A 22,725-nucleotide genomic window follows, 5' to 3' on the forward strand; every position below is an offset into this window, starting at 1 on the left:
ACCCGGTCGGCGCGGCTCTCGTCGCCCTGGGTTTCCCGCCTGCGGAACGACGGAGCCGCGCGACCCGGTCAGCCCCGGCGAGCGGGGAACCTCTCCCGGACGTTCTCTCCGACCGGAATGGCATACCGACCGGACGGTACTAAAATGGGAAATCCACTGACTCGAAGGAGGAGCGGAATGAGTGCTGGCAAGGATGCGCCCGGCGGCCCCGAGCGGCCGAACGCGGCGCTGACGCGTGACCTCGGCGGTTTCTTCGCGCCGCGGCGGGTGGCGTTGATCGGTGCGAGCGAGTCCTCCGGCTGGACCCGGCTCGTTCTCGCGGGCACGGACCTCTCGGCGGGACTCGACGACGTCGTCCTGGTGAATCCGCGACGTGGCACGGTGCACGGGCGACGGGCCGTGCCGAGCCTGGACGCGCTGGACGCGCCGGTCGACCTCGCCTTCGTCATGGTCGGGCCGGACCACGTGGCGGACGTCGTCGAGCAGGCACTGGCGGCCGGTACCAGGGACTTCGTCGTGCTCTCGGCCGGTCTCGGCGAGGCGGGTCCCAGAGGCGAGGAACGACAGCGACGTCTGGTGGAGCTCTGCGCGGCCGGGGGCGCCCGGTTGCTCGGCCCGAACGTCAGCGGGTTCGTGAACGCCACGGACGGGGTGCGGCTGTTCGGCCTGCCGGTTCCGGACGGGCTGCCGGCCGGCCGGGTGGGCGTCGTCATGCAGTCCGGAGGGTTGGCCACCCACGTGCTCGGCCTGGCGCGGAGCTGGGGAACGGGCCTGAGCCTGCTCGTCACCACCGGGAACGAGGCGGTGATCACCGCCACCGACGCGATCGGCCACCTCGTCGACGACGAGGCCACGGATGTCATCGCAGTGTTCCTGGAGTCGGTGCGCGACCCCGTGGCGTTCAGGGCGACCGCGCTGCGGGCGGCGGAGCGGGGCAAGCCGATCGTCGCCCTGCACGTCGGCAGCTCGTCACTGGGACGCGAGGCGGCCCTGTCGCACACCGGTGCCCTGGTGGGCGACCACGCCTCCACGGTGGCGGCCCTGGAGGACCTGGGTGTCGTCCCGGTGCGTTCGATAGAGGATCTGGTGGCGACGGCGGCGCTGCTCGGCCGCCATCCCCGGGGGCTGCGCGGACGCAGGCTCGCCGTCGTCGCCGCGTCGGGGGGAGCGTGCGAACTGATCGCCGACGCGGCCGAGCCGCTGGACTTCACGCTGCCTCCCTTCGCCGGTCCCCTGGCCAAGGCGCTGGTCGAGGAGATGCCCGCCTTCGCCGACGTCCAGAACCCCCTGGATGTGACGGGGTTCGTGGTCAAGGCGGCGGACCTTCCCTTCACCGCGACACGACTGGTGGCGGAGCACGGCTCCGACGACTACGACGTGACGATCCTGCAGTCCGTGGTGCTGCCGGCGGCGCCCGGACCGGACGAGGACGTGGTTCGGGCCCGGTTCGGGCGGCTCGCCCAGGCGATCAGGGACAGTCCGGTGCCGGTGGTGCTCCAGACCGGCGCGGTCTTCGCGTTGAGCCCGTTCGCGCTGGAGATCGTCCGGGAGAACGACCTGGTCATCCTGCCCGGGATCGCAGCGGGGATGAACGCGCTCGACGGGTCCGCCAGATATGCCGAGCTGCTGCCGCGCGCGCTGCGAGACCGGAGCCCCGTCGCGCCGGTGACCGGCGGCACTGTGAGCGGCACTGTGAGCGGCACTGTGAGCGGCACTGTGAGCGGCACCGTGAGCGGTGCCGCCGCTTCCGAGCTGGAGAGACTCCTGGTCGAGTGCGGGGTGCCGGTACCTCCCAGCCGCCTGGCCCGTACGGCCGACGAGGCCGCGGAGGCGGCCGCCGAGCTGGGCTTCCCCGTGGTGCTCAAGGTGATCAGTGAGGACGTGCCCCACAAATCCGATGTGGGGGGTGTGGTGCTCGATCTCCGCGATCCCGACGCGGTGCGGAGCGCCTTCGAGAAGATGCTGGCCGAGGTGGCGAGCCGGCTGCCCGACGCGGTGCTGGACGGGGCGCTGGTCGCCCCGATGCGTCCGGCGGGTGTGGAACTGCTGGTCAGCGTGATCAACGATCCGAACTGGGGCCCGCTGCTGACCGTGGGGTCCGGAGGGGTGCTGACCGAGTTGCTGGAGGATGTCGTGGTCAGGCCGCTTCCGGTGCCTGAGCGGGACATCCCGGGTCTGCTGTCGGAGCTGCGCGTCTCGCGGCTGCTCGGCGGTTTTCGCGGTTCGGCGCCCGCCGACCTGGCAAGGGTGGCGGCCGCCGTCCACGGGGTGCAGCGGCTCGCGACCACCCTCGGCCCCGAGCTGCGCGCCGTCGAGGTGAACCCGCTGTGGGTTCACGGAGACCGGGTGGAGGCGCTGGACCTGCTGGTCGACTGGGCCCCCCGGCCGGAGGCGGAGAAGGTGGACAGCGAGTCCGGCACACAGTAATATTCCGACTAGTCGGTATTAAAAAGGAGTGGCGTCGGAAGCGGACCGTGGCTCACCCGAGGTGTCGGAGGGCCCATGGGCGGCGGATCCGCCGGCGGAACGGAATCACGATGTTCGGCCACCGTGCCAACAGCCGAGGAGGACAGTTGAGGCGTAACCTCGTACACGACCTGGAGGCGCGGGCGAGCGGATCGCCACACCGCATCGGGCTCATCCATGAGGATGGCCGGACCTGGACGTACCGGCAGATCGACCAGGCCGCCTCGGCGGTCGCCCGTGCCCTCGTCGAGCATGGGCTGACGCCGGGCAGCCGGGTGGGCCTCTACCTCGCCAACAGCCCCGAGCTGGTCTTCGGCCTCGCCGGCTGCTGGAAGGCCGGTCTCGTGCCGGTCCCGATGAGCGGGCTCTACAACTTCGACGAGGTCCGATCGTGCGTCGCCAAGACCGGGCCGGACATGGTGGTCGCCGACCCGGCGAAGCTCCCCGAGGACGGCGTCGGCGTCCCGCTGCTCCCCCTTGACGTGGTCCGGGCGGCGGGGGAGACGGCTCGTGGCTCCGCCGGGAGCGACTCGCCGCCGGTCAGGGCCCCCGAGCCGGCCGAAGAGGACGAGGGACTGCTGCTGTTCACCGGCGGCTCCACCGGCATGCCGAAGGCCGTGGCCGTCACCCACTCCGGCACGCACGCCTCGATGTCGACCCTCGCCCGGGCGCAGAAGGGGGGACGGCAGCCGGAGGAGGGGCTGTACGCGCTGGTGGACGAGTCCGTGCCGCCGAACCTGGTGCTGCTGCCGCTCTTCCACGGCGGCGGCATCCAGTCCCTGTTGTTCAGCTGGCACGTCGGCAGGACGGTGCTGCTGGTCGAGCGGTTCTCCGTCGACCGGATCGCGCGGCTGGTGCCGCGGTACCGCGTCGACAACCTGTTCCTGCTGCCGACCATGGTGTACGACCTGACGCACACCACCGAGCGGCCGGATCTCTCCTCGGTGCGCAAGGTGCTCGTCGCCGGACAGCGGCTGGACCCCGAACTGAAAACCCTGTTCGAGCAGAGGTTCGGCGTCATCGTGATGTCCAACTACGGTTCCGCCGAGCTCGGCCACGTCGCCGGGTGGAATGCCCGGGACGTTCGTGAGGGGCGTTGGAAGCCGGGCTCGGTCGGCCGGATCTACGACGGTGTCGAGCTTGAGATCCGCGACGAGGACGGCGCCTCCCAGCAGACCGGGAGGCAGGGCGAGATCTGGGTGAAGTCCACGCGCACCAAGGGCTACGTCGACACGGGCGGTGACGGGGCATCGCTCGTGGAGAACGGCTGGGTCCGGTCCGGTGACATCGGCTATGTCGACGCCGACCGGGTGCTGTATCTGGTGGGGCGTAGCAGGGAGGTCATCAAGACCGGAGGTTTCCAGGTGTGGCCGGGGGAACTGGAGGGGGTCCTACGCCGGCACCCGGCGGTGGCCGACATCGCGGTGGTCGGCGTGGCGGACGACCGCCTCGGCGAGGTGCCCAAGGCGTTCGTCGTCCCGACGGCGGGAACGGCGGCGGGAACGGCGCTGGCCGACGAGTTGGTCGCCTGGTGCCGTGAGCGGCTCGCCCACTTCAAGAGCGTGCGGCAGGTGGCCTTCGTGGACGCGCTGCCCCGGAGCGAGGCAGGAAAGGTCCAGCGCGCGGCGCTTGTCGCCTCGGACGCGTCCCGGTCCTCCGGGGCGAACGACAGCAAGGAGTCGGCATGACGACTGTTCCGATGACCGAATCGTTGTGCCAGGCCGGGTCCTCCGGCGTGGCGAAGGCGCCTCGTCCCACCGGGGCGTCCCAGTCCGTGACGATCCCGGGAGCGCACTTCCGGCGGGTGCTGGGAAACGTGCCGACCAGTGTCGCGGTGGTCGCCGGTATCGGGCCGGACGGGCAGCCGGTCGGACTGGCGATCGGCACGTTCACCTCCGTGTCCATGGACCCCCCGCTGGTGGCCTTCTGCCCCGGTGAGAGCTCCACGAGCTGGCCCAAGATCCGAATGGCGAAGCGTTTCTGCGTGAACGTCCTGGCGGCCGGCCAGGAGGACGTCTGCGCGGCCTTCGCGAGCAAGCAGCCCGACAAGTTCCGTGGACTCTCCTGGACGGCGGCGGGCAACGGCGCGCCGCGGTTGGAGAGCGTGGTCGCCTGGGTGGAATGCGACCTGGAGGCCGAGTACCAGGCGGGCGACCACAGCATCGCCGTCGGCAGGGTGACGCATCTTGAGACGGGGACCGGAGAGATGCCTCTGGTCTTCCTCGGTGGGCGGTACCTCAGTGTCGACTGAGGCCGACCTGGCCTCGGCGGCTCGGCGGCCGATCGACTGGCGACCGGCCGAGATCCGTCCCGGCCTGTGGTCGATACCGGTCGCGATACCGATCGCCTCGCTCCAGGCGGTCAACGTCTATGTCCTCGAACTGGCGGGCGGCGGCGTCGCGCTCGTGGACGCGGGCTGGGACAGCGAGGAGTCCTGGCGGAGCCTGCGAGACGGACTGAGTCTCCTGGGGTGGCGCCTTGACGAGGTGCGCAAGGTGGTCGTCACCCATGCCCACCCCGACCATCTCGGCCTCGCCTACCGCGTGGCGGGCGCGTCGGGGGCCGGCGTGCTGGTGCACGAACTGGAGGCGGGGCGGCTGCGGGGCGGCAGGAGCGGCCCGCTGAACTTCCGGCGAGCGCTTGAGGCCACCTACCCCCGCTGGGGCGTGCCTCCGGCGCGGGTCGAGGAGATGCTGGCCGCCAGTGCCCCCTCGTCCGAGGAGTCCTGGACCGCTCCGGTCCAGGGAGTGTCCGACGGGGCGACGCTGGATCTGCCCGGGTGGTCGGTACGGGCGGTATGGACCCCCGGCCACACGCAGGGGCATCTCTGCCTGTACGACATCGGGCACCGGTTGCTGTTCTCCGGCGACCACGTGCTGCCGCGGATCACGCCGGGTGTCGGTGTGCACCCGGCCGAGGAGGCGGATGTCCTGGGCGAGTTCCTGGCCTCCCTGCGAAAGGTGGCCGCGCTCGACGTCGAGGAGGTGCTGCCGGGGCACGAGAACCGGTTCTCCGGACTGCGTGAGAGGACCGACTTCCTGGCCGGCCACCACGACCTGCGCCTCGACGAGGTGGAGTCGGTGGTCCGCGCGGACCCCGGGGTGTCCGGCTGGCAGGTGACGCGGCGCATCGGCTGGTCGCGGCCCCTGGAGCGGTTCGGTTCCGCGATGGTCAGGGCCGCCGTCGCGGAGACCATGGCGCACCTCGTCCATCTCGAGACGCTCGGCCGCCTGACGCGACTCGACCGGAACGGGGCGTCCACCGAGGGCTGGGTGCCTCGGGACTCCTGAGGCCGAGGGCGGTGTGCCCGGCCCGGTCTCGGGCCCGCCGGTCAGGCCTGCCGGGGGAGCGACCGGTAGACCGAGAGCACCACGGAGTCGCCGAGCCTGACCGCGGCCCGCTCCTCGTGCGCGGTCAGGGCCGGTGCCATGACGGACAGCGCGCCGGCGGCGATCAGCTCCTCGTGCGCGGCCGCGACATCGGCGACCTTGACGTTGAGGCTCACCGCCGCGCCGCCGGGCAACTCCTCGGTCACGGTCAGGGCCACGGTGAGCCCGCCCGCCTCCAGCGCGGTCCAGCGGTCGCCGTCCCGGACGGTGACCGGGAGATCCGTCACCCGGCCCAGCAGCCGTTCGGCGGCGGCGGTGTCCTGGACCGCGACGGCGATGCCGCGGAGCACGCCACTCTGCTGGGGGGCCACGGTCATGATGGGCTCCTTCTCGGCCTGACGGCCGCCCGGCCGATCACGGTCCGGGCGTTGACGGGGATGTGCACACGATCATACCATCTGGTCGGTATCTAAGGACAGGTGATGATGTTCCAAGACTTCGACTCCTTCCGTGACCGTCTTCATGAGATCGCCGTGGACGCGGTCCGGCCACGGGCCGCCGGGATCGACGCGGACGGCCTCTACCCCGAGGACGTCCACCGGAGATTCGCCGCGGAAGGGCTGCTGGCTCTCAGCCTGCCGCCCGAGCTCGGCGGTCCGGAAGGCCATGCCCCCCGGGGGATCGTCGCGCTCACTCACGCCACCGAGGTGATGGCGCAGTACTCCGGCGCGGCGGGCCTGATGCTGCTGCTGTCCCGGCTGCCCGCGGCGTTCCTGCTCCTCGCCGGGACGCCGGAACAGCGACGGGAGCGGTTGATCCCCCTGGGGCAGGGCCGGAGCAGAGGCTCGTTCTGCATGTCCGAACCGCAGGCCGGTAGCGATGTGCTGGGCGTGTCCACCCGCGCCGAACCGGACGGCGACGGCTGGCTGCTCTCGGGCCACAAGAGCTGGATCTCCGGCGCGGCCGAGGCCGACTGGTACGTGGTGGTCGCGACCACGGCCGACCCCGCCGAACGGCGGCCGGACGCGCTGCGCGCCTTCATCGTGGACCGGGACGCCCCGGGACTGAGCCTCCGGCTCCACCCCCGCTCGTCGGTCCGGGGAATGAGCCTGGGGGACATCGAACTCGACCGCGTGCGCGTTCCCGGCGATGCCGTGCTGCCGGGTATCACCGGGCTCGGCCCGCTGCTGCGCTCGCTGGCGACCATGCGCCCCGTCGTCGCCGCGCGGGGCCTCGGTCTCGCCGAGGCGGCGCTGATGCACGCGGTGCGCCACGCGGAGACACGCGAGGTCAACGGGGTGGCGCTGATCCGGCAACAGGGCATCCAGTGGGAACTGGCCCGGGCGGCCGCCGACGTCGAGGCGGCCAGGCTGCTGACCTACCGGGCCGCGGACCTGGTGGAGAGCGGCGCCGGCGGGCCGGACTCGGCGGGACAGCTGGCCGTGGCGAAACTGCACGCCACCGAGTGCGCCGTACGGGTGTCCGGGCTGGCCACGCAGATCTTCGGTGCCGCGGGAAGCGTCGCGGGACATCCGGCGGAACGGTTCCACCGCGACGCGCGGAACCTGACCGTGGTGGAGGGGACCTCGGAGATCCAGCTCGGCATCATCGCCCGCGGCCTCCAGGACCGGCACATGTGGTGGGGACCGAAGACCGACAGGAAAGTGGTGCGTCAGTGAGCATGTGCGCGGGCCGGGTGGCCGTCATCAGCGGTGCCGGACGGGGCCTGGGAAGGTGCCATGCCCTCGCGCTGGCCGCCGCCGGTGCCGCCGTCGTGGTGAACGACCTGGGCTCAGGCCGGGACGGCAACGGGCAGGCGAGCCCGGTGGCGGAGGAGGTGGTCTCGGAGATCCGGGCCCTCGGCGGCCGGGCGGTGGCCAGCGGGCACGACGTCGCGGACTGGGACGCCAGCAGGCGGCTGGTCGAGTTGGCCGTCGGCGAGTTCGGCCGGCTGGACGTGGTCGTGAACAACGCCGGGATCCTTCGGGACCGGATGCTGGTGAACATGTCCGCGGAGGAGTGGGACGCCGTCATGCACGTACACCTGCGTGGCACGTTCGCGCTGAGCCGATGGGCGGCCTCGCACTGGCGTGAGCGGTCCAAGGCCGGCGACGAGGTCGACGCCAGGATCATCAACACGACGTCTCCGTCCGGCCTGTTCGGCAAGCCGGGACAGGCGAACTACGGGGCGGCCAAGGCCGGTATCGCGACGCTGACCATGATCGCGGCGGCGGAGCTGGCCCGTTACGGCGTGACGGTGAACGCCGTCGCGCCGGTCGCCTACACGCGGATGACCTCGGATCTGGTGACGGACCCGCGCGCGGTCGACGAGCTGGCGCCCGAGCACGTCTCGCCGGTGGTCACCTGGCTCGCCGGCCCCTCCTCACGCGAGGTCACGGGCAGGGTCTTCGAGGTCTCCGGGCGGCGGCTCGGCGTGGCGGAACCCTGGCGGCACGGTCCGTCGGTGGTTCCCGACGGCGTGATGGATCCCGTTGAGGTCGGGGTGACGATCGAGAGGCTGCTGGGACAGGCGGCGCCGCCGGAGCCCATGGGAGGCAACCTGTGATGGCCGGGACGTCGATGACGGAACTGCCGATCACGGACCTGGAGACGGTGCTCACCACGACGCGGGCGGTGCGTCGCAGGCTCGACTTCGACCGGCCGGTGCCGCGCGAGACGGTCCTCGACTGTCTCCGTACCGCCCTGCAGGCGCCGACGGGCGGGGACGCCGAGGACTGGCGCTTCATCCTGGTGGGGGACCCCGAGGTCCGCCGCCAGATCGGTGCGGAGTACCGCCGCCTGTTCGACGTTCACGTCGGGCCGCGGATGGCGGGGATGCTCCAGGGCGGCACCATGCGGGTCGATCCACCGGCGGAGCCGTTGGAGCAGGCGGCCCTCCGCCGCAGGGCCCGGGTCTATTCAGGCGCCGCGTACCTCGCGGAGAACCTGGGCCGTGCGCCGTGGCTGGTGCTCGCCTGCGCCACCCGCCCGAACCGCAGCGCGAAGATCGCCGCCGCGGTGTACGGTTCCGTCTTCCCCGCCGTCTGGTCCTTCCAGCTGGCGCTGCGGTCGCGCGGACTCGGCTCCATCATCACCACCCTGCACCTGCGGGAGCCCGAGGCGGTGACCCGGATCCTGCGGATTCCGGATGGCGTGACCCAGTGCGCGCTGCTGCCCGTCGCCTACACCATCGGCACCGACTTCCGTCCGGCGGCGCGCAGGCCGGTGGAGGACGTCGTGTTCGTCGACGGGTGGGACCGGCCGCCGGTCGGAGCGTGAGCGCGATGCGGAACGCGGTGACGGCCGGCGACCCTGACGGCACGGTACGGCGCGTGCCACCGTGGAGCCGGGCGTCGTGACGACCGAGCACGGTTCGCCCTTCCGGGCGCTCGCCGTGGTGGGCTATCGCTGGTTCGCCCTCGCCCAGGTGCTGGGCAACGGCGCGATGTGGATGCACCGCACGGCCCATGTGTGGCTCGTCGTCCAGATCTCCGGCGGTGACGGCGTGGCGGTCGGCGTGGTGACCGGCCTGCAGTACATCTCGATGATCCTGCTGGGGTTGAGCGGCGGCGCGCTCGGCGACCGGTTCGACAAGCGCCGGATCATGCTGATGACGCAGAGCGTCGTCGTGGTGGCCAGCGTCGTCCTGGCGGCGCTGATCGCCGGTGACGCCGTGACGCTGCCGATCGCCTACGTCTTCGCCGTCCTGCTGGGCGTCCCGGGAGCGCTGGACGCGCCGGTGCGGCTGGCCTACCCCCGGCAGCTCGTCCCGTACCGGTTCCTGGCCGCGGCGGTCGGGCTGAACGGCGCCGTCTTCCAGCTCGCGCGAGTCGCCGGTCCCGCCCTGGCCGGCGGCCTCATCGCCTTCTCCGGCACCGCCGAGGTGTTCGCCGTTGTCGCGGTGCTCGGTCTGGTGTCCTGCCTCGCGCTGCTGAAGGTGCGTCCGTTGCCCGGTGGTGAGGAGACGGAGGTGGAGGAGCCGGGGAGCGGGCGCCGGGGTCTCGCGGACCTGCACGCGCCGGCCTATCTGGTGCCGCTGCTGGGCGGGCTGATGCTCGGCATCGGCATGACCCACCTGCAACTGGCCATCCCGCTGCTGGTGGACTCCACGGACAAGGACGCGGCGGGTAGCTTCGGCGTGCTGACGGCGATGATCGGGATCGGCGGCGTCGTGGGGGCGGGGCTCGCGGCGTCGGTGAGGTCCGAGCCGACCAACCGGATCCTGTTCGTCTGGTCGGCGGTCTTCGCCGCGGTGACGGCGGTGGTGTCCGTGCTCCCGCCGGGGCCCGCCATGGCCGCCGGGCTGTTCGTCGCGGGCGTGACGATGCAGGTGTTCGGCACCTCGGCCATCTCGGCGCTGCAGCTGCGCTCGCCCGCGAACATCCAGGGGCGCCTGATGGCGTTGTACGTGGTCGCCTTCTTCGTCTGGGTCCCGGTGGGGGCTCCGGTCTTCGGGTGGTTCGCCAACCTTGCCGGAGCACGGCAGGCCCTGGGGATCTCCGGGCTCGTCTGCCTCGCCGTGGTCGGGCTGCTCGCGCTGTCCTTCTTGACCGGCCGCGCCGTGCGGCGCGAGCAGCACCGGGAGTGACCGCGGCTCGGCCGCTCAGCGGCGGATCGTGACGGCCCCGGGGTCGCCGTGGCCGGTGAAGTGCCGCCGGAAGTGCGCCCACTCGGTCCGGAGCGCCTCCTGCGGTGCCTGCCGGCGGACCGACCGGATGAGCGCGGTCATCTCCGCCACGGCGGTCCGGTCGTATCCGGCCAGCGTCCGCGCCACCTCGTCGACGGTCTCCACCAGCAGGTCGTCCTGAACCGTCCGGCTCACCAGGCCGAACTCGGTCATCTCGGTGGCACAGAACCGTTCACCGAGGAGCAGCATCCGGGCCGCCCGCGCCGCTCCCACCGCGCTGACCAGCCGCGCGGAGCCGCCCCAGGCCGGGATCCGCCCGTGGGGAAGATGCAGGTCCCCGAAGACCGCGTGTTGTGACGCGATCACCAGGTCGCACGCGAGGACCAGCTCCAGCCCGCCGGCGAACGCGGCCCCGTTCACCGCGGCGATCACCGGCAGCGGCGACTCCTCGATCGCCGTCATCAGATCGCGTCCGCTCTCCAGGAAGGCCAGGCGGGAGTCCGCGTCCCGCAGGGCGGCGGAGGCCCGGACGTCGGCTCCGGGGCAGAACGCCCTGCCGGTTCCGGTGACGACCAGGGTTCGCACCGCCGGGTCGGCCGCTCCGTCGGCGAGCCACCGGGTCAGCCCGGCGACGATCTCGGGACCGAGGGCGTTCGCCCGCTCCGGCCGGTCCAGACGTGCCCACAACGCCGATCCCCGGCGGCTGACGTGAACGTAGCTCATGGCTCGACCACGACCTTGCCGAACACCTGGCCGGAGAGCAGCCGGGAGAACTGCTCGCCGGCCGAATCGAGCGGCGCCACCGAGTCCACCAGCGGCCGGACGCCGCCGGCGACGAGGAACCCGATGAGGTCCTCGAGTTCGGTCCGGGTGCCCATCGTCGAGCCGAGCACGTTGATCTGCCGGGAGAAGAGCCGGGCCAGGTTGGTCGGCGCGTCGAAGCCGGTGGTCGCGCCGGAGAGCACCACGGTGCCGCCCGGGCGCACCGCGCCGAGAGAGGACTTCCAGGTGGCCTGCCCCACGGTGTCGAGGACGACGTCGCAGTCGGACGGAAGCCGTGTTCCGGACATGACGACCTCGTGCGCGCCGAGCTCGGCGGCCCGGTCGGCCTTGGCGGGGTCCCGCGTGACCACGCGCACCCACAGTCCCGCGGCGCGGGCCAGCAGGATCGCGGCCGTGGCCACCCCGCCTCCGGCGCCCTGCACCAGCACCCGGTCACCGGGCCGTGCCCGAGCCTTGGTGAACAGCATGCGGTAGGCGGTCAGCCACGCGGTGGGCAGACAGGCCGCCTCGGCCCAGGAGAGCTCGGCGGGCTTCGGGACCAGGTTGCGGCGCGGGACGACGATTCGCGCGGCCAAAGTCCCGTGCCCCGCGTCCGAGAGCACGGACCGTTCCGGGTCGAGGGTCTCGTCACCACGACCGCGCGCGGGGTCGCCGAGGACTCCGTGGATCACGTACTCGTTGCCGTCGTCGTCCACCCCGGCCGCGTCGGTGCCCAGCACGCAGGGAAGGCCGCCTGCCGGAGTGACGGCACCGCGCAGCGTCCACACGTCGTGGTGGTTGAGCGAGGCGGCCCGTACCGTGATCGGCACCCAGCCGTCCGGCGGTACCGGTTCGGGGCGCTCTCCGACGGACAGGGCGCTGACGGGGTCGTCGGCCGACGTGGCGTGCGCGAATGCGGCGAGCATCGGGGGGCTCCCTGGGCGGTCGAGGAGAAAGTTCTCGACATCATACCAACTGGCCGGTACGATTCTGGATATTCAACGCCTCGAATGTTCGAGGGATTCCACACCATCGTTGTGTGAGCGTCTGTGCTGAGGAGGATTGGATGACGACCGACTTCGGCGATAAACGGCTCGAGGACTTCCGCGCCGAACTGCGACAGTGGTTGAACGAGCATCGGCGGCCGGCACTCGCGTCGAAGGGCGAGTACGAGCTGGAGCGCGAGGCCTGGCGGAACCCCGGGTCACCACTCTACGAGGACTTCCTCGCCTGGGAGAAGGCGTCGCTGGAAGCCCGGTTGGTCTGTCCGCACTGGCCCGTGGAGTACGGCGGCCGTGGACTGGACGACCTGGAGATGGCCGTCCTCGCCGAGGAGTTCGCACGTGCGGACATGCCGCGGGTGACCCGGGGGATGGGGGAGCGCCTCGCCGGTCCGGCCATCCTCGCGCACGGCACCCCCGAGCAGAAGGCGTACTTCCTGCCGCGTGTCGTCAGCGGCGAGGACAGGTACTGCCAGGGTTTCTCCGAGCCCGACGCGGGCTCGGACCTGGCCGCCGTCGCCACCCAGGGAGTCGTGGAGGGTGACGAGATCGTCATCACCGGGCAGAAGATCTGGACATCCCGGGCACATCTCGCCGACACGCTGTTCCTGCTGTGCCGGACCGACCCGCACGCCCCCAAGCACAAGGGCATCTCCTACGTGCTCGTCCCGATGAGGGACAACGGGATCACGGTGCGGCCGCTGATCACCATGTCGGGTGAGGACGCGTTCTCCCAGGAGTACATCGACGGCGCCCGAGCTCCGTTGTTCAACGTCATCGGGGGCCTCAACAACGGGTGGCGGTCCGCGATGACCACCCTCGGCAGCGAGCGCGGCGCGGTGGCCGCCGTCCAGCACCTGGAGTACGAGAAGGAGTGGGAGGCCCTGGTCGAACGGGCCAGGGAACTCGGCCGGGACTCCGACCCGCTCATCCGCCAGAAACTGGCCTGGGCCTACTGCCAGGTACACGTCATGAAGGCCACCGGCCAGCGAGTCCTCGCCACGCTCGCCTCCGGCGAGGAACTGGGCGCCGAGGCGTCGCTGACCAAGCTGGTCTGGAGCGAGTACCACCGGAGGCTGGGCGAGATCGCCATCGACATCGAGGGCGCGGAGGCGCTGGTGCGCCCCTCCGGCGACGGCTACCAGGTGGGGCGCTGGCAGAAGACGTTCCTCACCAGCCGCGCTGAGACGATCTTCGCGGGAACGAGCGAGGTGCAGCGCCGGATCGTCGCCGAACGCGTACTCGGCCTGCCAAGGTCGTCCTAGCGTGGCGATCCTCGACAACGTGACCGGCGGCGCGCGGTCGGAGGCGGCGCGGGCGACGCCGGACCTGAGCACGCTCTTCCGGCCACGGTCGGTCGCCCTCGTCGGTGCGACGGAACGTTCCATGTGGTCGGTCAACGCCTTCGAGAACCTGCGCCGCTACTCGCCGGGGATCGCGGTGCACTGCGTCAGCCCCTCACGGGCGACCGTGCACGGCGTCACGGCGGCGGCCTCCCTCAGCGCGGTGGGGGAACCGGTCGACCTGGCCTACATCATGTCCCCGCGAGACACCGTTCCCGACCTCCTGCGGGAGGCGGCCGCGAACGGGATCGGCGGCGCCGTCGTGCTCACCGCGGGATTCGGGGAGACGGACGACGGCCGGGCGCTGCAGCGCGAGCTCGCCGCGGCGGTGCGGGAGACCGGTATCCACCTGCTGGGACCGAACGGCAGTGGTTACGTGGACGTGCGGCACCAGGTCGTACCGTTCGGCCTCGCGCTGCCGAACCTGCCCGACCCCGGCGGCGCCTCGTTCGTCCTGCAGTCGGGCGGCCTGATGAAGCCGCTGCTCTCCCTCGCCAGAGCCTGGGGCGTGGGGGTCGGCATGCTGGCGGGCACCGGGAACGAGGCCACGCTCTCGTCCACCGATGTGGCGCGGTACCTCGTCGAGAGCGAGGAGACCGGGGCGATCGGCCTGTTCCTGGAGGCGTTCAGGGACGCCGAGGGCTTCCGGGCGCTGGCGGAGCGCGCGCTCGAACTCGACCGGCCGGTCGTGGTGCTCCCGGTCGGGCGCAGTGAGGTGGCCCGGCAGGCGGCGATGTCGCACACCGGGGCGCTGGCCGGAGACTCCGCGGTGACGTCCGCGGTGCTGCGGGAGCTCGGCGTGGTCGAGGTCTCCTCGATGGAGGAGTTCGTCGCGACGACCGAGCTGCTCTCCCGCGGGGTGCGGCCGCGCGGTGGCCGCCTCGGCGTGGTCTCGGCGTCCGGCGGAAGCTGCGAGCTGGTGGCGGACAAGGCCGCCGACGAGGGGATGACCCTGCCGCGGCTGCCACCCGAGGCGCTGGAGGAGCTCCGCTCCCTGCTGCCGGCCTTCTCCCACGTGCAGAACCCCCTCGATGTCACCGGTTACGCGACGGTGAACCCGAGACTGCCGGTGGACGCGGCCGCCGTCATGGGCAGGACCGGGGCGGAGCACTACGACCTGCTGCTGTTCCAGGCGTTCGTCGCGCCCCCCGAGCGACCCGCCGACCCCGACTTCACCCGCGCCCACTTCGCGGCGATCGCGGACACCGTCAAGGGGCTCGACGTCCCGGTGCTGCTCCAGGACGAGGTGGGCGTCGGGCTCAGCGACTTCGCCCGGGAGCTGTTCGCGGAACTCGACCTCGTCAGGTTGCCGGGAGTCGAGGTCGGGTTGCGCGCCGTCGCCAACGCGATGCGCTACACGGGCGGCAGAGAACGGCTGCGCGGAAAGGAGCGGGCCGGCGCCGCCGCCCGGCCGACGTCGTCCGCACCTCCGGCGGAGATGCCGCTGCCGGAGGGCCCGCTGTCGGAGGCGCGGGCGCTGGAGTTGCTGGCCGGCCACGGCGTGCCGGTGATGCCCTACCGCCTCGTCTCGGACGCGGCCGGCGCGGTGGAGGCCGCACGGCTGCTCGGCGGCCGGGTGGTGTTGAAGATCTGCTCACCGGACATCGCCCACAAGTCCGATGTCGGTGGCGTCGTCCTCGACGTCGAGGGTGACGACGCGGTGGCCGAGGCGTACACCGGCCTGATGGCGACGGTAACCGCCCGGGTGCCGGAGGCGCGCCTGGACGGCGTGCTCGTCGCGCCCTTCCGCCCCGGTGGCGTCGAGCTGATCGTCGGCATCAACCGCGACCCCGTCTGGGGACCCGTTCTCGTCCTCGGGTTCGGCGGCGTGCTGGTGGAGGTACTGGCGGACGTGGCGATACGGCCGCTGCCGGTCGGCGCGCGAGACGTCGTCGAGATGCTCGGCGGGCTTCGGGGGGCGGCGCTGCTACGGGGAGTACGAGGCCGTGCGGCCGGCGACGTCGACGCCGTGGCCGCGGCGGTCCTGGCATTGACGGACGCGGCACTCGGCTGGGGTGACGGCTGGGATTCAGTGGAGGTCAACCCGATGCGGGTCGACGGGACGGTGGTCGAGGCCCTCGACGCCCTCGTGGTCGGCAAGCCGGCGTGACACTCACCAGGAAGCATAAGGAGACGGCAATGAGGCTTGGATTCACGGCCGAGCAGGAGGAACTGCGCGCCGGTGTGCGTCGCCTGCTCACCGAGCACGCGAGCACCGACAGGCTGCGGGCGGAGTTGGAGTCCGAGGAGCCCTACGACGCGGGGCTCTGGAAGCTGATGGCGGAGAGCCTCGGACTGCACGCGATGGCGATTCCCGAGGAGTACGGCGGCGCGGGCTACGGCTTCCGCGAGCAGTCGGTGGTGCTGGAGGAGATGGGCCGGGTGCTGCTGCGCTCGCCCTACCTGTCCACGGTGATCGTGGCGGCCAACGCCCTGCTGCTCGGCGACGACGAGGAACTGCGCCGCGACTGGCTGCCCCGCATCGCCGCCGGCGACGCGATCGCGAGCCTGGCCCACGTCGAGGCGGACGGGGACTGGCGGGCCACGCGCCCCCGGGTGAGCGCGGTACGCGACGGCGAGGGCTGGCGGGTCACCGGGACCAAGTCGTTCGTGACGGACGGAGTCCAGGCGGACCTGCTCCTCGTCCTGGCCTCGGTCGCGGGCGGCGAGGAGGGCGAGACCGTGCTGCTCGCCGTGGACACCCGCGAGGCGGGCGTCGTCGCCGAGGACGTACCCGTGCTGGACATGACCCGGCGGCTGGCGACGGTGACGTTCGCCGACGCCCGCGGCCGGGCTGTCGCCCTGGGGGCCCGCGCCCGGCAGGTGCTGGAGGCGACCCTCGGCATCGCGGCCGCCGGCCTGGCCTGCGAGCAGGTGGGCGGTGCCGCGCGGTCCCTGGAGGTGGCGGTGGAGTACGCCAAGGTCCGCGAGCAGTTCGGCGTCCCCATCGGCAGCTTCCAGGCCATCAAGTTCAAGTGCGCCGACATGCTGCTCGACCTGGAGGCGGCGCGCTCCGCGGCGTACTACGCGGCGGCCGCGGTCGCCGACGACGCGGAGGACCTGCCCGTCGCGACCTCCGTGGCGAAGGCGGTCTGCTCGGACGCCTACACGGCCATCACCGGAGAGATGATCCAGGTACTCGGCGGGATCGGCTACACCTGGGAGCACGACGCCCACCTCTACTTCAAGAGGGCGAAGGCCTCCCAGCACCTTTTCGGAGACTCCGACCTGCACCGCGAGCAGCTCGCCGTCCGGGTGGGGGTCTGAGGTGGCCCGCAACGAGGGAAAGCAGGCGCCGAAGCCCACCCCCGACACCCGGCCGTACTGGGACGGCGCCGCGGCCGGTGAGCTGCGGCTGCCACGATGCGTCCCGTGCGGGAAGGCGTTCCTCTACCCGCGCTCGGTCTGCCCCTTCTGCTCTTCGTCGGACATCGAGTGGTTCACCGCCACCGGCAGGGGAAAACTGCACTCCTACCTGATCGCCCACCGGCCGTCGCCCGGCTTCGAGAGCGAGGGGCCGTACGCCGTGGCGGTGGTGGAGCTTGAGGAGGGTCCAAGACTCATGTCCAACATCGTCGGGGTTCCCAACGACCCGGAGCACCTCGTCCTCGACATGGACCTCGAGGTCGTCTTCGACAAGCACGGTGACGTCGCCGTTCCGAAGTTCCAGCCGGCGGGCGGTGGCCGATGAGCATCCGAGGCAGGGTCGCGATCGTCGGAGCCGCCGAGTCCGAGCAGCTCGGGCGCATCCCCGACAAGTCCGCGCTGCAGCTGCACGCCGAGTCCGGGCTGGCCGCGCTGCGCGACGCGGGGCTCGGCGTCGCGGACGTCGACGGGGTGGCCTGTGCGGGAGAGAGCCCGCTGGACGTCGCCAACTACCTGGGCATCAACCCCTCCTACCTGGACGGGACGATGGTCGGCGGGACGTCGTTCATGCTGCACGTCCGGCACGCCGCCGCCGCGATCATGGCCGGGCTCTGCGAGACGGTCCTGATCACCCACGGCGAGTCCGGCAGGTCCCGCGTCGGCATGCAGCCGTGGGCCCCCGCGCCGCAGTCGATGCGCGGGCAGTTCGAGGTGCCCTACGGCGGCGTCTTCGCGCCGTCGACGTTCCCCATCGGGGTGCTGCGCTACATGAAGCAGTACGGCATGACGCCGGAACAGCTGGCGATGGTGCCGGTCGTCCAGCGGAAGTGGGCCGCCCTCAACCCGCGGGCGAAGCTGCGGGACGAGATCACCGTCGACGACGTGCTGTCCTCCAAGATGATCTCCTACCCGCTCCACCTGCTGGAGTGCTGCCTGGTCACCGATGGCGGCGCCGCGGTGGTGGTCACCTCCGCGGCACGGGCCGCCGACGGGCCGAAACCTCCCGTGTACCTGCTGGGGGCCGGTGAGGCGGGAGAGTCGTCGGCCATCTCGCAGATGGCGGACCTGACGTCGTCCCGTGCGTTCCGGGACGCCGGCCGCGCGGCGTTCGCGGAGGCCGGGGTCTCGCACTCCGAGGTGGACCACCTGATGATCTACGACGCCTTCGCGCACGTCCCGCTGTACGGGCTGGAGGATCTGGGCTTCGTCGGCCGAGGGGAGTCCTTCGGATTCGTCGAGGAGGGGCACACGGCCCCCGGCGGACGACTTCCGATGAACACCAACGGCGGCGGTCTCGCGTACACGCACACCGGGATGTACGGCATGTTCGCCATCTGCGAGTCCGTACGCCAGGTACGCGGGGAGGCGGCGGCCCAGGTGGACGGGGTGCGGACCAGCGTCGTGCTGGGCAACGGCGGCTCGTTCATGAGCGCGGGCGTCCTGGTGCTCGGCGCGGAAGAGGTCGCCGCCGCCTGAGGCGCCACCCCGTTGTCGAAACATGATTGTCGAAACATGTGAACAGGAGGACGGATGTCGCGGTTGTGTGAGGGACGCGTGGTGATCGTGACCGGTGCGGGCAACGGCATCGGCCGCTTCCACGCGCTGGAGTTCGCCCGCCAGGGCGCCAAGGTGGTCGTCAACGACCGGGGTGTCGAGCGCGGCGGCGCGGGTGGTTCGCGCACGCCGGCGGACGCGGTCGTCGCGGAGATCGAGGCGATGGGCGGCGAGGCCGTCGCCGACCACGGCGACATCGCCGACATGGCCTCGGCCGAGGCCATGGTGCAGACCGCCGTCGACCGGTTCGGCACCCTGGACGTGCTGGTGAACAACGCCGGCATCGTGCGTGACCGCACGCTGACCAACATGACCGAGGAGGAGTGGGACGACGTCATCAGGGTCCACCTGAAGGGAACCTTCGCGCCGTCCCGCGCAGCCGCCCGGCACTGGAAGGCGCGCGCCAAGGCGGGCGAGAAGCTGTCCGCGCGCCTGGTCAACACCTCGTCCTCGTCCGGCCTGCTCGGTAACATCGGCCAGACCAACTACGGGGCGGCCAAGGCGGGCATCGCCGGCTTCACCGTGATCGCGGCCATGGAACTCGCTCCGTACGGGATCACCGTCAACGCGGTCGCTCCCGGAGCGCGCACCCGGATGACCGAGGGGCTGATGGCCGAGCCCGAGGGGGACTTCGACCCCTACGACCCGGCCGCCATCTCGCCGCTGGTCGCCTGGCTGGGCAGCGAGCGGTCCGCCGGTGTCACCGGGCAGGTCTTCGGGTCCAGCGGAGGACTGCTCAGCGTGTACGAGGGCTGGAACGTCGGCCCCACCGCGGAGCTGCCCCGGCTGTGGCACGCCGAGGAGATCGACGGAGCGGTCCGCAAGCTGCTGGCCCAGTCCGTGCGGAACCCCCGGCTGCCCCAGCTGGACGGAGCCTGACATGGCCCTCGACCTCGATTCGGTCGGCCGGACCAGCGAGCCGGTGGACGTCTCCTGGGGATCCGACGAGGCGCTGCTCTACGCCGTCTCGATCGGCGCCGGGCAGGACCCGGGCGCCGAGCTCTCGGTGACCACGGAGAACAGCGAGAACCTGCGCCAGCGGGTGCTGCCGACCTTCGGCGCGCTGCTCGGCCAGCGGGTCTCCAGGCCGGACATCGGTTCGTACGACAGGGCCCGGCTGCTCCACGCCGAGCAGCACCTGGAACTGGCGGCCCCGCTGGCCGTCTCCGGCCGGGCGAGACTGACCGCCGAAGTGCTGGCGATCCATGACAAGGGCAGCGGGGCGATCGTGTGGACCGGCGTCCGCGCGGTCGATCCCACCTCCGGCGCGCCGATGTTCTCCACCCGGTCGGCCGCCTTCATCCGGGGCGCGGGAGGCTTCGGCGGCCCCCGGGGGTCCGCCGACGACTGGAAGCCGCCGACACGTTCTCCGGACGAGATCGTGCGCTACCGGACCCGCCCGGAACAGGCGCTGCTGTACCGCCTGACCGGTGACCGCAACCCCCTGCACTCGGATCCCGCGTTCGCGGCCCGCGGCGGGTTCGACCGGCCGATCCTGCACGGGATGTGCACGTACGGCTTCACCGGCAGGGCCGTCGTGGCGGCCGCCTGCGGCGGCGATCCGGATCTGCTCACCGCCATCGGCGGCCGGTTCCGCGGCATCGTCGTCCCCGGGGAGGCCCTGGAGGTCCGCCTGTGGCTGGACGGGGCCGACGTGATGTTCCAGACCGTCCGCGCGGACGGGACCGTGGTGATCGACCGAGGTGTCGCGCGGATCGACGCGTCCCGACTTGGCAACATGTGAGGCACGAAGTGAACAAGCGTTCCGCCGGACTTGATCCGTACGACTTCCTCGACGTCGACTCGCTGCTCGACACCGAGGAGAGGGAGATCCGCGACACGGTCCGCCGTTTCGTCAGGGAGCGGGTGTTGCCGGAGATCGGCGACTGGTACGAGAGGGGGGTGTTCCCGCGCGAGATCGCCAAGGAGCTCGGCTCCCTGGGGCTGCTCGGCATGCACCTGGACGGCTACGGCTGTGCCGGTACCAACGCGGTCTCCTACGGCCTGGCCTGCCTGGAGGTGGAGGCGGGTGACAGCGGCCTGCGCAGCTTCGTGTCCGTGCAGGGGTCCCTGGCGATGTTCCCGATTCGCGCCTACGGATCGGAGGAGCAGCGGGAGACCTGGCTGCCGCGGATGGCGGCGGGGGAGGCCATCGGGTGCTTCGGGCTGACCGAGCCGGACTCCGGCAGCGACCCGGGCAGCATGCGGACGACGGCCCGCCGGGACGGTTCCGACTGGGTTCTCAACGGGACCAAGATGTGGATCACCAACGGCGGCATCGCGGATGTGGCCGTGGTGTGGGCCCGAGCGGAGGAGGGCGTGCGGGGCTTCGTGGTCCCCACCGACACGCCGGGGTTCAGCACCCGGGACGTGCACGGGAAGCTCTCCATGCGGGCCTCGGTGACCTCCGAACTGGTGATGGAGGACGTGCGGCTGCCCGGGGACGCGGTGCTGCCCGGCGTCGTGGGGCTGAAGGGCCCGCTGTCCTGCCTGAACGAGGCGAGGTTCGGGATCCTGTTCGGCGCGGCCGGCGCGGCACGGGCGTGCTACGAGGCGGCCGTGGAGTACAGCCTCTCCCGCACGCAGTTCGGCAAGCCGGTGGCCGGGTTCCAGCTGGTGCAGCGGAAGCTGGCCGAGATGGCGGTCAGCGTCAACCGGTCGATCCTGCTGGCGGTTCACCTGGGGCGGCTCAAGGACGCGGGAAGGCTGGTGCCGGCCCAGGTGAGCTTCGGCAAGCTGGACAACGTCCGGCAGGCCCTCGACGTCGCGCGCGAGGCGCGCGGCTGTCTCGGCGCGAACGGGATCACGCTGGAGTACCCGGTGATCCGGCACATGACCAACCTGGAGTCGGTCTCCACCTACGAGGGCACGCACGAGATCCACACCCTGGTCCTCGGCGAGGCGATCACCGGGATGCCCGCCTACCGATGACCGGCACACCGGCGGGGCACCGGGACAGGTTCCCGGTGCCCCGCCGGCTTTCCCAGTCGGTTGCAAGCCGGTTCCCAGCTCCGTCCGGCACCGTGGTGCGCACGTGCGACGGCGAGGACCGCCGCCGTTCATGGTATTCCGCCGACCATGAAACGAAGGTGCTTGTGAGGCGCGTCATGCCCCTGCTCGTCCTCGGCCCGCCGGCCACGCCGTCACCGGGACCCGCCCATGCGGCCGAGTACGGCCATCTGGTCGTCCAGAGCATCCAGGCCGACAGGACCACCCGCACCGGGCCGTGCCGGCGAGACGAGGGGCGGCTGCCGTGACAAGGATCTCGATCGACGACATGTCCACCGAGGATCTCCTGGCGGGCGCGTCGCTGGGGGAGTTGTTCGCCGCCTCGGCGGCTCGGGACCCTGATGCGGCGGCCGTCGTCTCCGACGGCCGCTCGGTGTCGTACCGGGAGCTTGACGGATGGTCGGACCGGCTCGCGCAGTGGCTGAGCGAGCGGGGGGTGCGGCCGGAGTCGCGGGTGGCGCTGGTGCTGCCGCGCTCGGTGGAACTGGTGGTCGCGGTGCTGGCCGTGACCAAGGCGGGCGGCGTGTTCGTGCCGGTGGATCCGGCCTATCCGCCACCACGGCAGGAGTTCATGCTGGCCGACGCGGCCCCGGTGCTGGTGCTGCGGGACACCCTTCCGGACGTTTCGGCACATCCGGCGTTGCCGCGCGCGGCCGGCGGGCCGCTGACCCGGGCGGCGTACGTGATCTACACCTCCGGGTCGACCGGCGCCCCCAAGGGCGTGCTGGTCTCGCATCAGGGGCTGGCGGCGTTGGCGTCGGCGCAGGCGGAGCGGCTGGGGGTGGGACCGGGGGCGCGGATGCTGCAGTTCTCCTCCCCGAGTTTCGACGCGTGGGTGTGGGAGATCGTGGCGCTGGCCTCCGGGGCGACGCTGGTGGTGCCGCCGCCGGGGCGGTTGGCGGGTGCGGAGCTGGCCGACCTGCTGGTGCGGGAGCGGGTCAGCCATGCGACGTTGCCACCGGCGGTGCTGGCGACGGTTCCGGTGGTGGAGCCGGCGGATCTGATGACGCTGGTGGTCGCGGGTGAGGCGTGCGGCCCGGAGCTGGTGGAGCGGTGGGCACCGGGCCGGCGGATGGTGAACGCCTACGGCCCGACGGAGTCGACGGTGTGCGTGTCCATGTCGGTGCCACTGCAGCCGGGTGGTGGGGCGCCGATCGGTCGCCCGGTGCTCGGCACCCGGGTGTATGTGTTGGATGAGGGTTTGCGTCCGGTGCCGCCGGGTGTGGTGGGGGAGTTGTACGCGGCCGGTGCGGGGGTGGCCCGGGGCT

General features: G+C 72.0%; 21 protein-coding genes. 18 read left to right on the forward strand and 3 right to left on the reverse strand.

What is annotated here, in order from left to right; all coding sequences use genetic code 11:
• Positions 1–177 precede the first annotated feature (177 nt).
• The 4 genes from AB0K21_RS13425 (at position 178) to AB0K21_RS13440 (ending at position 5,756) form a co-directional block, all read left to right on the forward strand.
• On the forward strand, positions 178–2,427 hold the full coding sequence (locus AB0K21_RS13425) for an acetate--CoA ligase family protein (protein ID WP_343963819.1): 2,250 nt from the start codon (positions 178–180) through the stop codon (positions 2,425–2,427).
• Positions 2,428–2,573: 146 nt separating this feature from the next.
• Positions 2,574–4,154 (forward strand): class I adenylate-forming enzyme family protein, encoded by a 1,581-nt coding sequence (locus AB0K21_RS13430; RefSeq protein WP_343963821.1) that lies wholly within the window; start codon positions 2,574–2,576, stop codon positions 4,152–4,154.
• Positions 4,151–4,717, forward strand: coding sequence for a flavin reductase family protein (locus AB0K21_RS13435; protein ID WP_343963823.1), 567 nt, complete (start codon positions 4,151–4,153; stop codon positions 4,715–4,717). The genes AB0K21_RS13430 and AB0K21_RS13435 overlap by 4 nt, the downstream gene beginning before the upstream one ends.
• Positions 4,707–5,756, forward strand: coding sequence for an MBL fold metallo-hydrolase (locus tag AB0K21_RS13440; RefSeq protein ID WP_343963825.1), 1,050 nt, complete (start codon positions 4,707–4,709; stop codon positions 5,754–5,756). Before AB0K21_RS13435 ends, AB0K21_RS13440 begins: the two co-directional genes overlap by 11 nt.
• A gap of 41 nt (positions 5,757–5,797) precedes the next feature.
• On the opposite strand, the gene AB0K21_RS13445 is transcribed toward AB0K21_RS13440, so the two are convergent.
• Entirely contained in the window at positions 5,798–6,172 is a 375-nt protein-coding gene (locus AB0K21_RS13445) for a VOC family protein (protein ID WP_343963827.1), read from the reverse strand.
• Between the two features lie 105 nt (positions 6,173–6,277).
• Between AB0K21_RS13445 and AB0K21_RS13450 the strand changes: the two genes are divergently transcribed.
• The 4 genes from AB0K21_RS13450 (at position 6,278) to AB0K21_RS13465 (ending at position 10,383) form a co-directional block, all read left to right on the forward strand.
• Positions 6,278–7,474, forward strand: coding sequence for an acyl-CoA dehydrogenase family protein (locus AB0K21_RS13450; RefSeq protein ID WP_364149730.1), 1,197 nt, complete (start codon positions 6,278–6,280; stop codon positions 7,472–7,474).
• A gap of 2 nt (positions 7,475–7,476) precedes the next feature.
• Positions 7,477–8,361 carry an SDR family oxidoreductase gene (locus tag AB0K21_RS13455; RefSeq protein ID WP_343963859.1) on the forward strand — a complete coding sequence of 295 codons (885 nt, stop codon included), beginning with the start codon at positions 7,477–7,479 and terminating at the stop codon, positions 8,359–8,361.
• On the forward strand, positions 8,361–9,074 hold the full coding sequence (locus tag AB0K21_RS13460) for a nitroreductase family protein (RefSeq protein ID WP_343963831.1): 714 nt from the start codon (positions 8,361–8,363) through the stop codon (positions 9,072–9,074). The genes AB0K21_RS13455 and AB0K21_RS13460 overlap by 1 nt, the downstream gene beginning before the upstream one ends.
• A gap of 76 nt (positions 9,075–9,150) precedes the next feature.
• Positions 9,151–10,383: an MFS transporter gene (locus tag AB0K21_RS13465; RefSeq protein WP_343963833.1), complete on the forward strand. Its 1,233-nt coding sequence runs from the start codon at positions 9,151–9,153 to the stop codon at positions 10,381–10,383.
• Between the two features lie 15 nt (positions 10,384–10,398).
• Here the strand turns inward: AB0K21_RS13465 and AB0K21_RS13470 are convergent, their stop codons facing one another.
• Together AB0K21_RS13470 and AB0K21_RS13475 are read right to left on the reverse strand one after the other, a co-directional pair.
• Positions 10,399–11,145: an enoyl-CoA hydratase/isomerase family protein gene (locus AB0K21_RS13470; protein WP_364149733.1), complete on the reverse strand. Its 747-nt coding sequence runs from the start codon at positions 11,143–11,145 to the stop codon at positions 10,399–10,401.
• Positions 11,142–12,110, reverse strand: coding sequence for a zinc-binding dehydrogenase (locus AB0K21_RS13475; RefSeq protein WP_364149735.1), 969 nt, complete (start codon positions 12,108–12,110; stop codon positions 11,142–11,144). Before AB0K21_RS13475 ends, AB0K21_RS13470 begins: the two co-directional genes overlap by 4 nt.
• A 140-nt stretch (positions 12,111–12,250) precedes the next feature.
• On the opposite strand from AB0K21_RS13475, the gene AB0K21_RS13480 reads away from it, so the two are divergent.
• From AB0K21_RS13480 to AB0K21_RS13525, 10 genes are all read left to right on the forward strand, one after another.
• A complete protein-coding gene (locus tag AB0K21_RS13480) occupies positions 12,251–13,450 on the forward strand; it encodes an acyl-CoA dehydrogenase family protein (protein ID WP_343963839.1) in 1,200 nt (399 codons plus the stop codon).
• A 1-nt stretch (position 13,451) separates the two neighbouring features.
• Positions 13,452–15,638, forward strand: a complete 2,187-nt coding sequence (locus AB0K21_RS13485) for an acetate--CoA ligase family protein (RefSeq protein WP_364149737.1) — start codon at positions 13,452–13,454, stop codon at positions 15,636–15,638.
• 29 nt (positions 15,639–15,667) lie between these two features.
• The gene (locus AB0K21_RS13490; protein ID WP_364149739.1) at positions 15,668–16,795 is read left to right on the forward strand and encodes an acyl-CoA dehydrogenase family protein; all 1,128 of its coding nucleotides are present in this window, start codon (positions 15,668–15,670) and stop codon (positions 16,793–16,795) included.
• Between the two features lies 1 nt (position 16,796).
• Positions 16,797–17,219 carry a Zn-ribbon domain-containing OB-fold protein gene (locus AB0K21_RS13495; protein ID WP_343963845.1) on the forward strand — a complete coding sequence of 141 codons (423 nt, stop codon included), beginning with the start codon at positions 16,797–16,799 and terminating at the stop codon, positions 17,217–17,219.
• Positions 17,216–18,370, forward strand: a complete 1,155-nt coding sequence (locus AB0K21_RS13500) for a thiolase (protein ID WP_343963847.1) — start codon at positions 17,216–17,218, stop codon at positions 18,368–18,370. Before AB0K21_RS13495 ends, AB0K21_RS13500 begins: the two co-directional genes overlap by 4 nt.
• Before the next feature lie 54 nt (positions 18,371–18,424).
• Entirely contained in the window at positions 18,425–19,327 is a 903-nt protein-coding gene (locus tag AB0K21_RS13505; RefSeq protein WP_343963849.1) for an SDR family oxidoreductase, read from the forward strand.
• A gap of 1 nt (position 19,328) precedes the next feature.
• Entirely contained in the window at positions 19,329–20,192 is an 864-nt protein-coding gene (locus AB0K21_RS13510; protein ID WP_343963851.1) for a MaoC/PaaZ C-terminal domain-containing protein, read from the forward strand.
• A gap of 8 nt (positions 20,193–20,200) precedes the next feature.
• A complete protein-coding gene (locus AB0K21_RS13515; RefSeq protein WP_343963853.1) occupies positions 20,201–21,379 on the forward strand; it encodes an acyl-CoA dehydrogenase family protein in 1,179 nt (392 codons plus the stop codon).
• Between the two features lie 176 nt (positions 21,380–21,555).
• Positions 21,556–21,705 (forward strand): hypothetical protein, encoded by a 150-nt coding sequence (locus tag AB0K21_RS13520; RefSeq protein WP_343963855.1) that lies wholly within the window; start codon positions 21,556–21,558, stop codon positions 21,703–21,705.
• Positions 21,702–22,725: AMP-binding protein (locus AB0K21_RS13525; protein ID WP_364149743.1), on the forward strand; the 1,024-nt coding region annotated here is incomplete at its 3' end. The genes AB0K21_RS13520 and AB0K21_RS13525, both read left to right, overlap by 4 nt.

The organism is Streptosporangium sp. NPDC049248, from assembly GCF_040678965.1.
Taxonomy (GTDB): domain Bacteria; phylum Actinomycetota; class Actinomycetes; order Streptosporangiales; family Streptosporangiaceae; genus Streptosporangium; species Streptosporangium fukuiense.

Coding starts and splice junctions, on each gene's coding strand:
- AB0K21_RS13425 (WP_343963819.1), top strand. CDS start 178: ATGAGTGCTGGCAAGGATGCGCCCGGCGGCCCCGAGCGGCCGAACGCG.
- AB0K21_RS13435 (WP_343963823.1), top strand. CDS start 4,151: ATGACGACTGTTCCGATGACCGAATCGTTGTGCCAGGCCGGGTCCTCC.
- AB0K21_RS13445 (WP_343963827.1), bottom strand. CDS start 6,172: ATGACCGTGGCCCCCCAGCAGAGTGGCGTGCTCCGCGGCATCGCCGTC.
- AB0K21_RS13450 (WP_364149730.1), top strand. CDS start 6,278: ATGATGTTCCAAGACTTCGACTCCTTCCGTGACCGTCTTCATGAGATC.
- AB0K21_RS13455 (WP_343963859.1), top strand. CDS start 7,477: ATGTGCGCGGGCCGGGTGGCCGTCATCAGCGGTGCCGGACGGGGCCTG.
- AB0K21_RS13460 (WP_343963831.1), top strand. CDS start 8,361: ATGGCCGGGACGTCGATGACGGAACTGCCGATCACGGACCTGGAGACG.
- AB0K21_RS13470 (WP_364149733.1), bottom strand. CDS start 11,145: ATGAGCTACGTTCACGTCAGCCGCCGGGGATCGGCGTTGTGGGCACGT.
- AB0K21_RS13475 (WP_364149735.1), bottom strand. CDS start 12,110: ATGCTCGCCGCATTCGCGCACGCCACGTCGGCCGACGACCCCGTCAGC.
- AB0K21_RS13480 (WP_343963839.1), top strand. CDS start 12,251: ATGACGACCGACTTCGGCGATAAACGGCTCGAGGACTTCCGCGCCGAA.
- AB0K21_RS13490 (WP_364149739.1), top strand. CDS start 15,668: ATGAGGCTTGGATTCACGGCCGAGCAGGAGGAACTGCGCGCCGGTGTG.
- AB0K21_RS13500 (WP_343963847.1), top strand. CDS start 17,216: ATGAGCATCCGAGGCAGGGTCGCGATCGTCGGAGCCGCCGAGTCCGAG.
- AB0K21_RS13505 (WP_343963849.1), top strand. CDS start 18,425: ATGTCGCGGTTGTGTGAGGGACGCGTGGTGATCGTGACCGGTGCGGGC.
- AB0K21_RS13510 (WP_343963851.1), top strand. CDS start 19,329: ATGGCCCTCGACCTCGATTCGGTCGGCCGGACCAGCGAGCCGGTGGAC.
- AB0K21_RS13520 (WP_343963855.1), top strand. CDS start 21,556: ATGCCCCTGCTCGTCCTCGGCCCGCCGGCCACGCCGTCACCGGGACCC.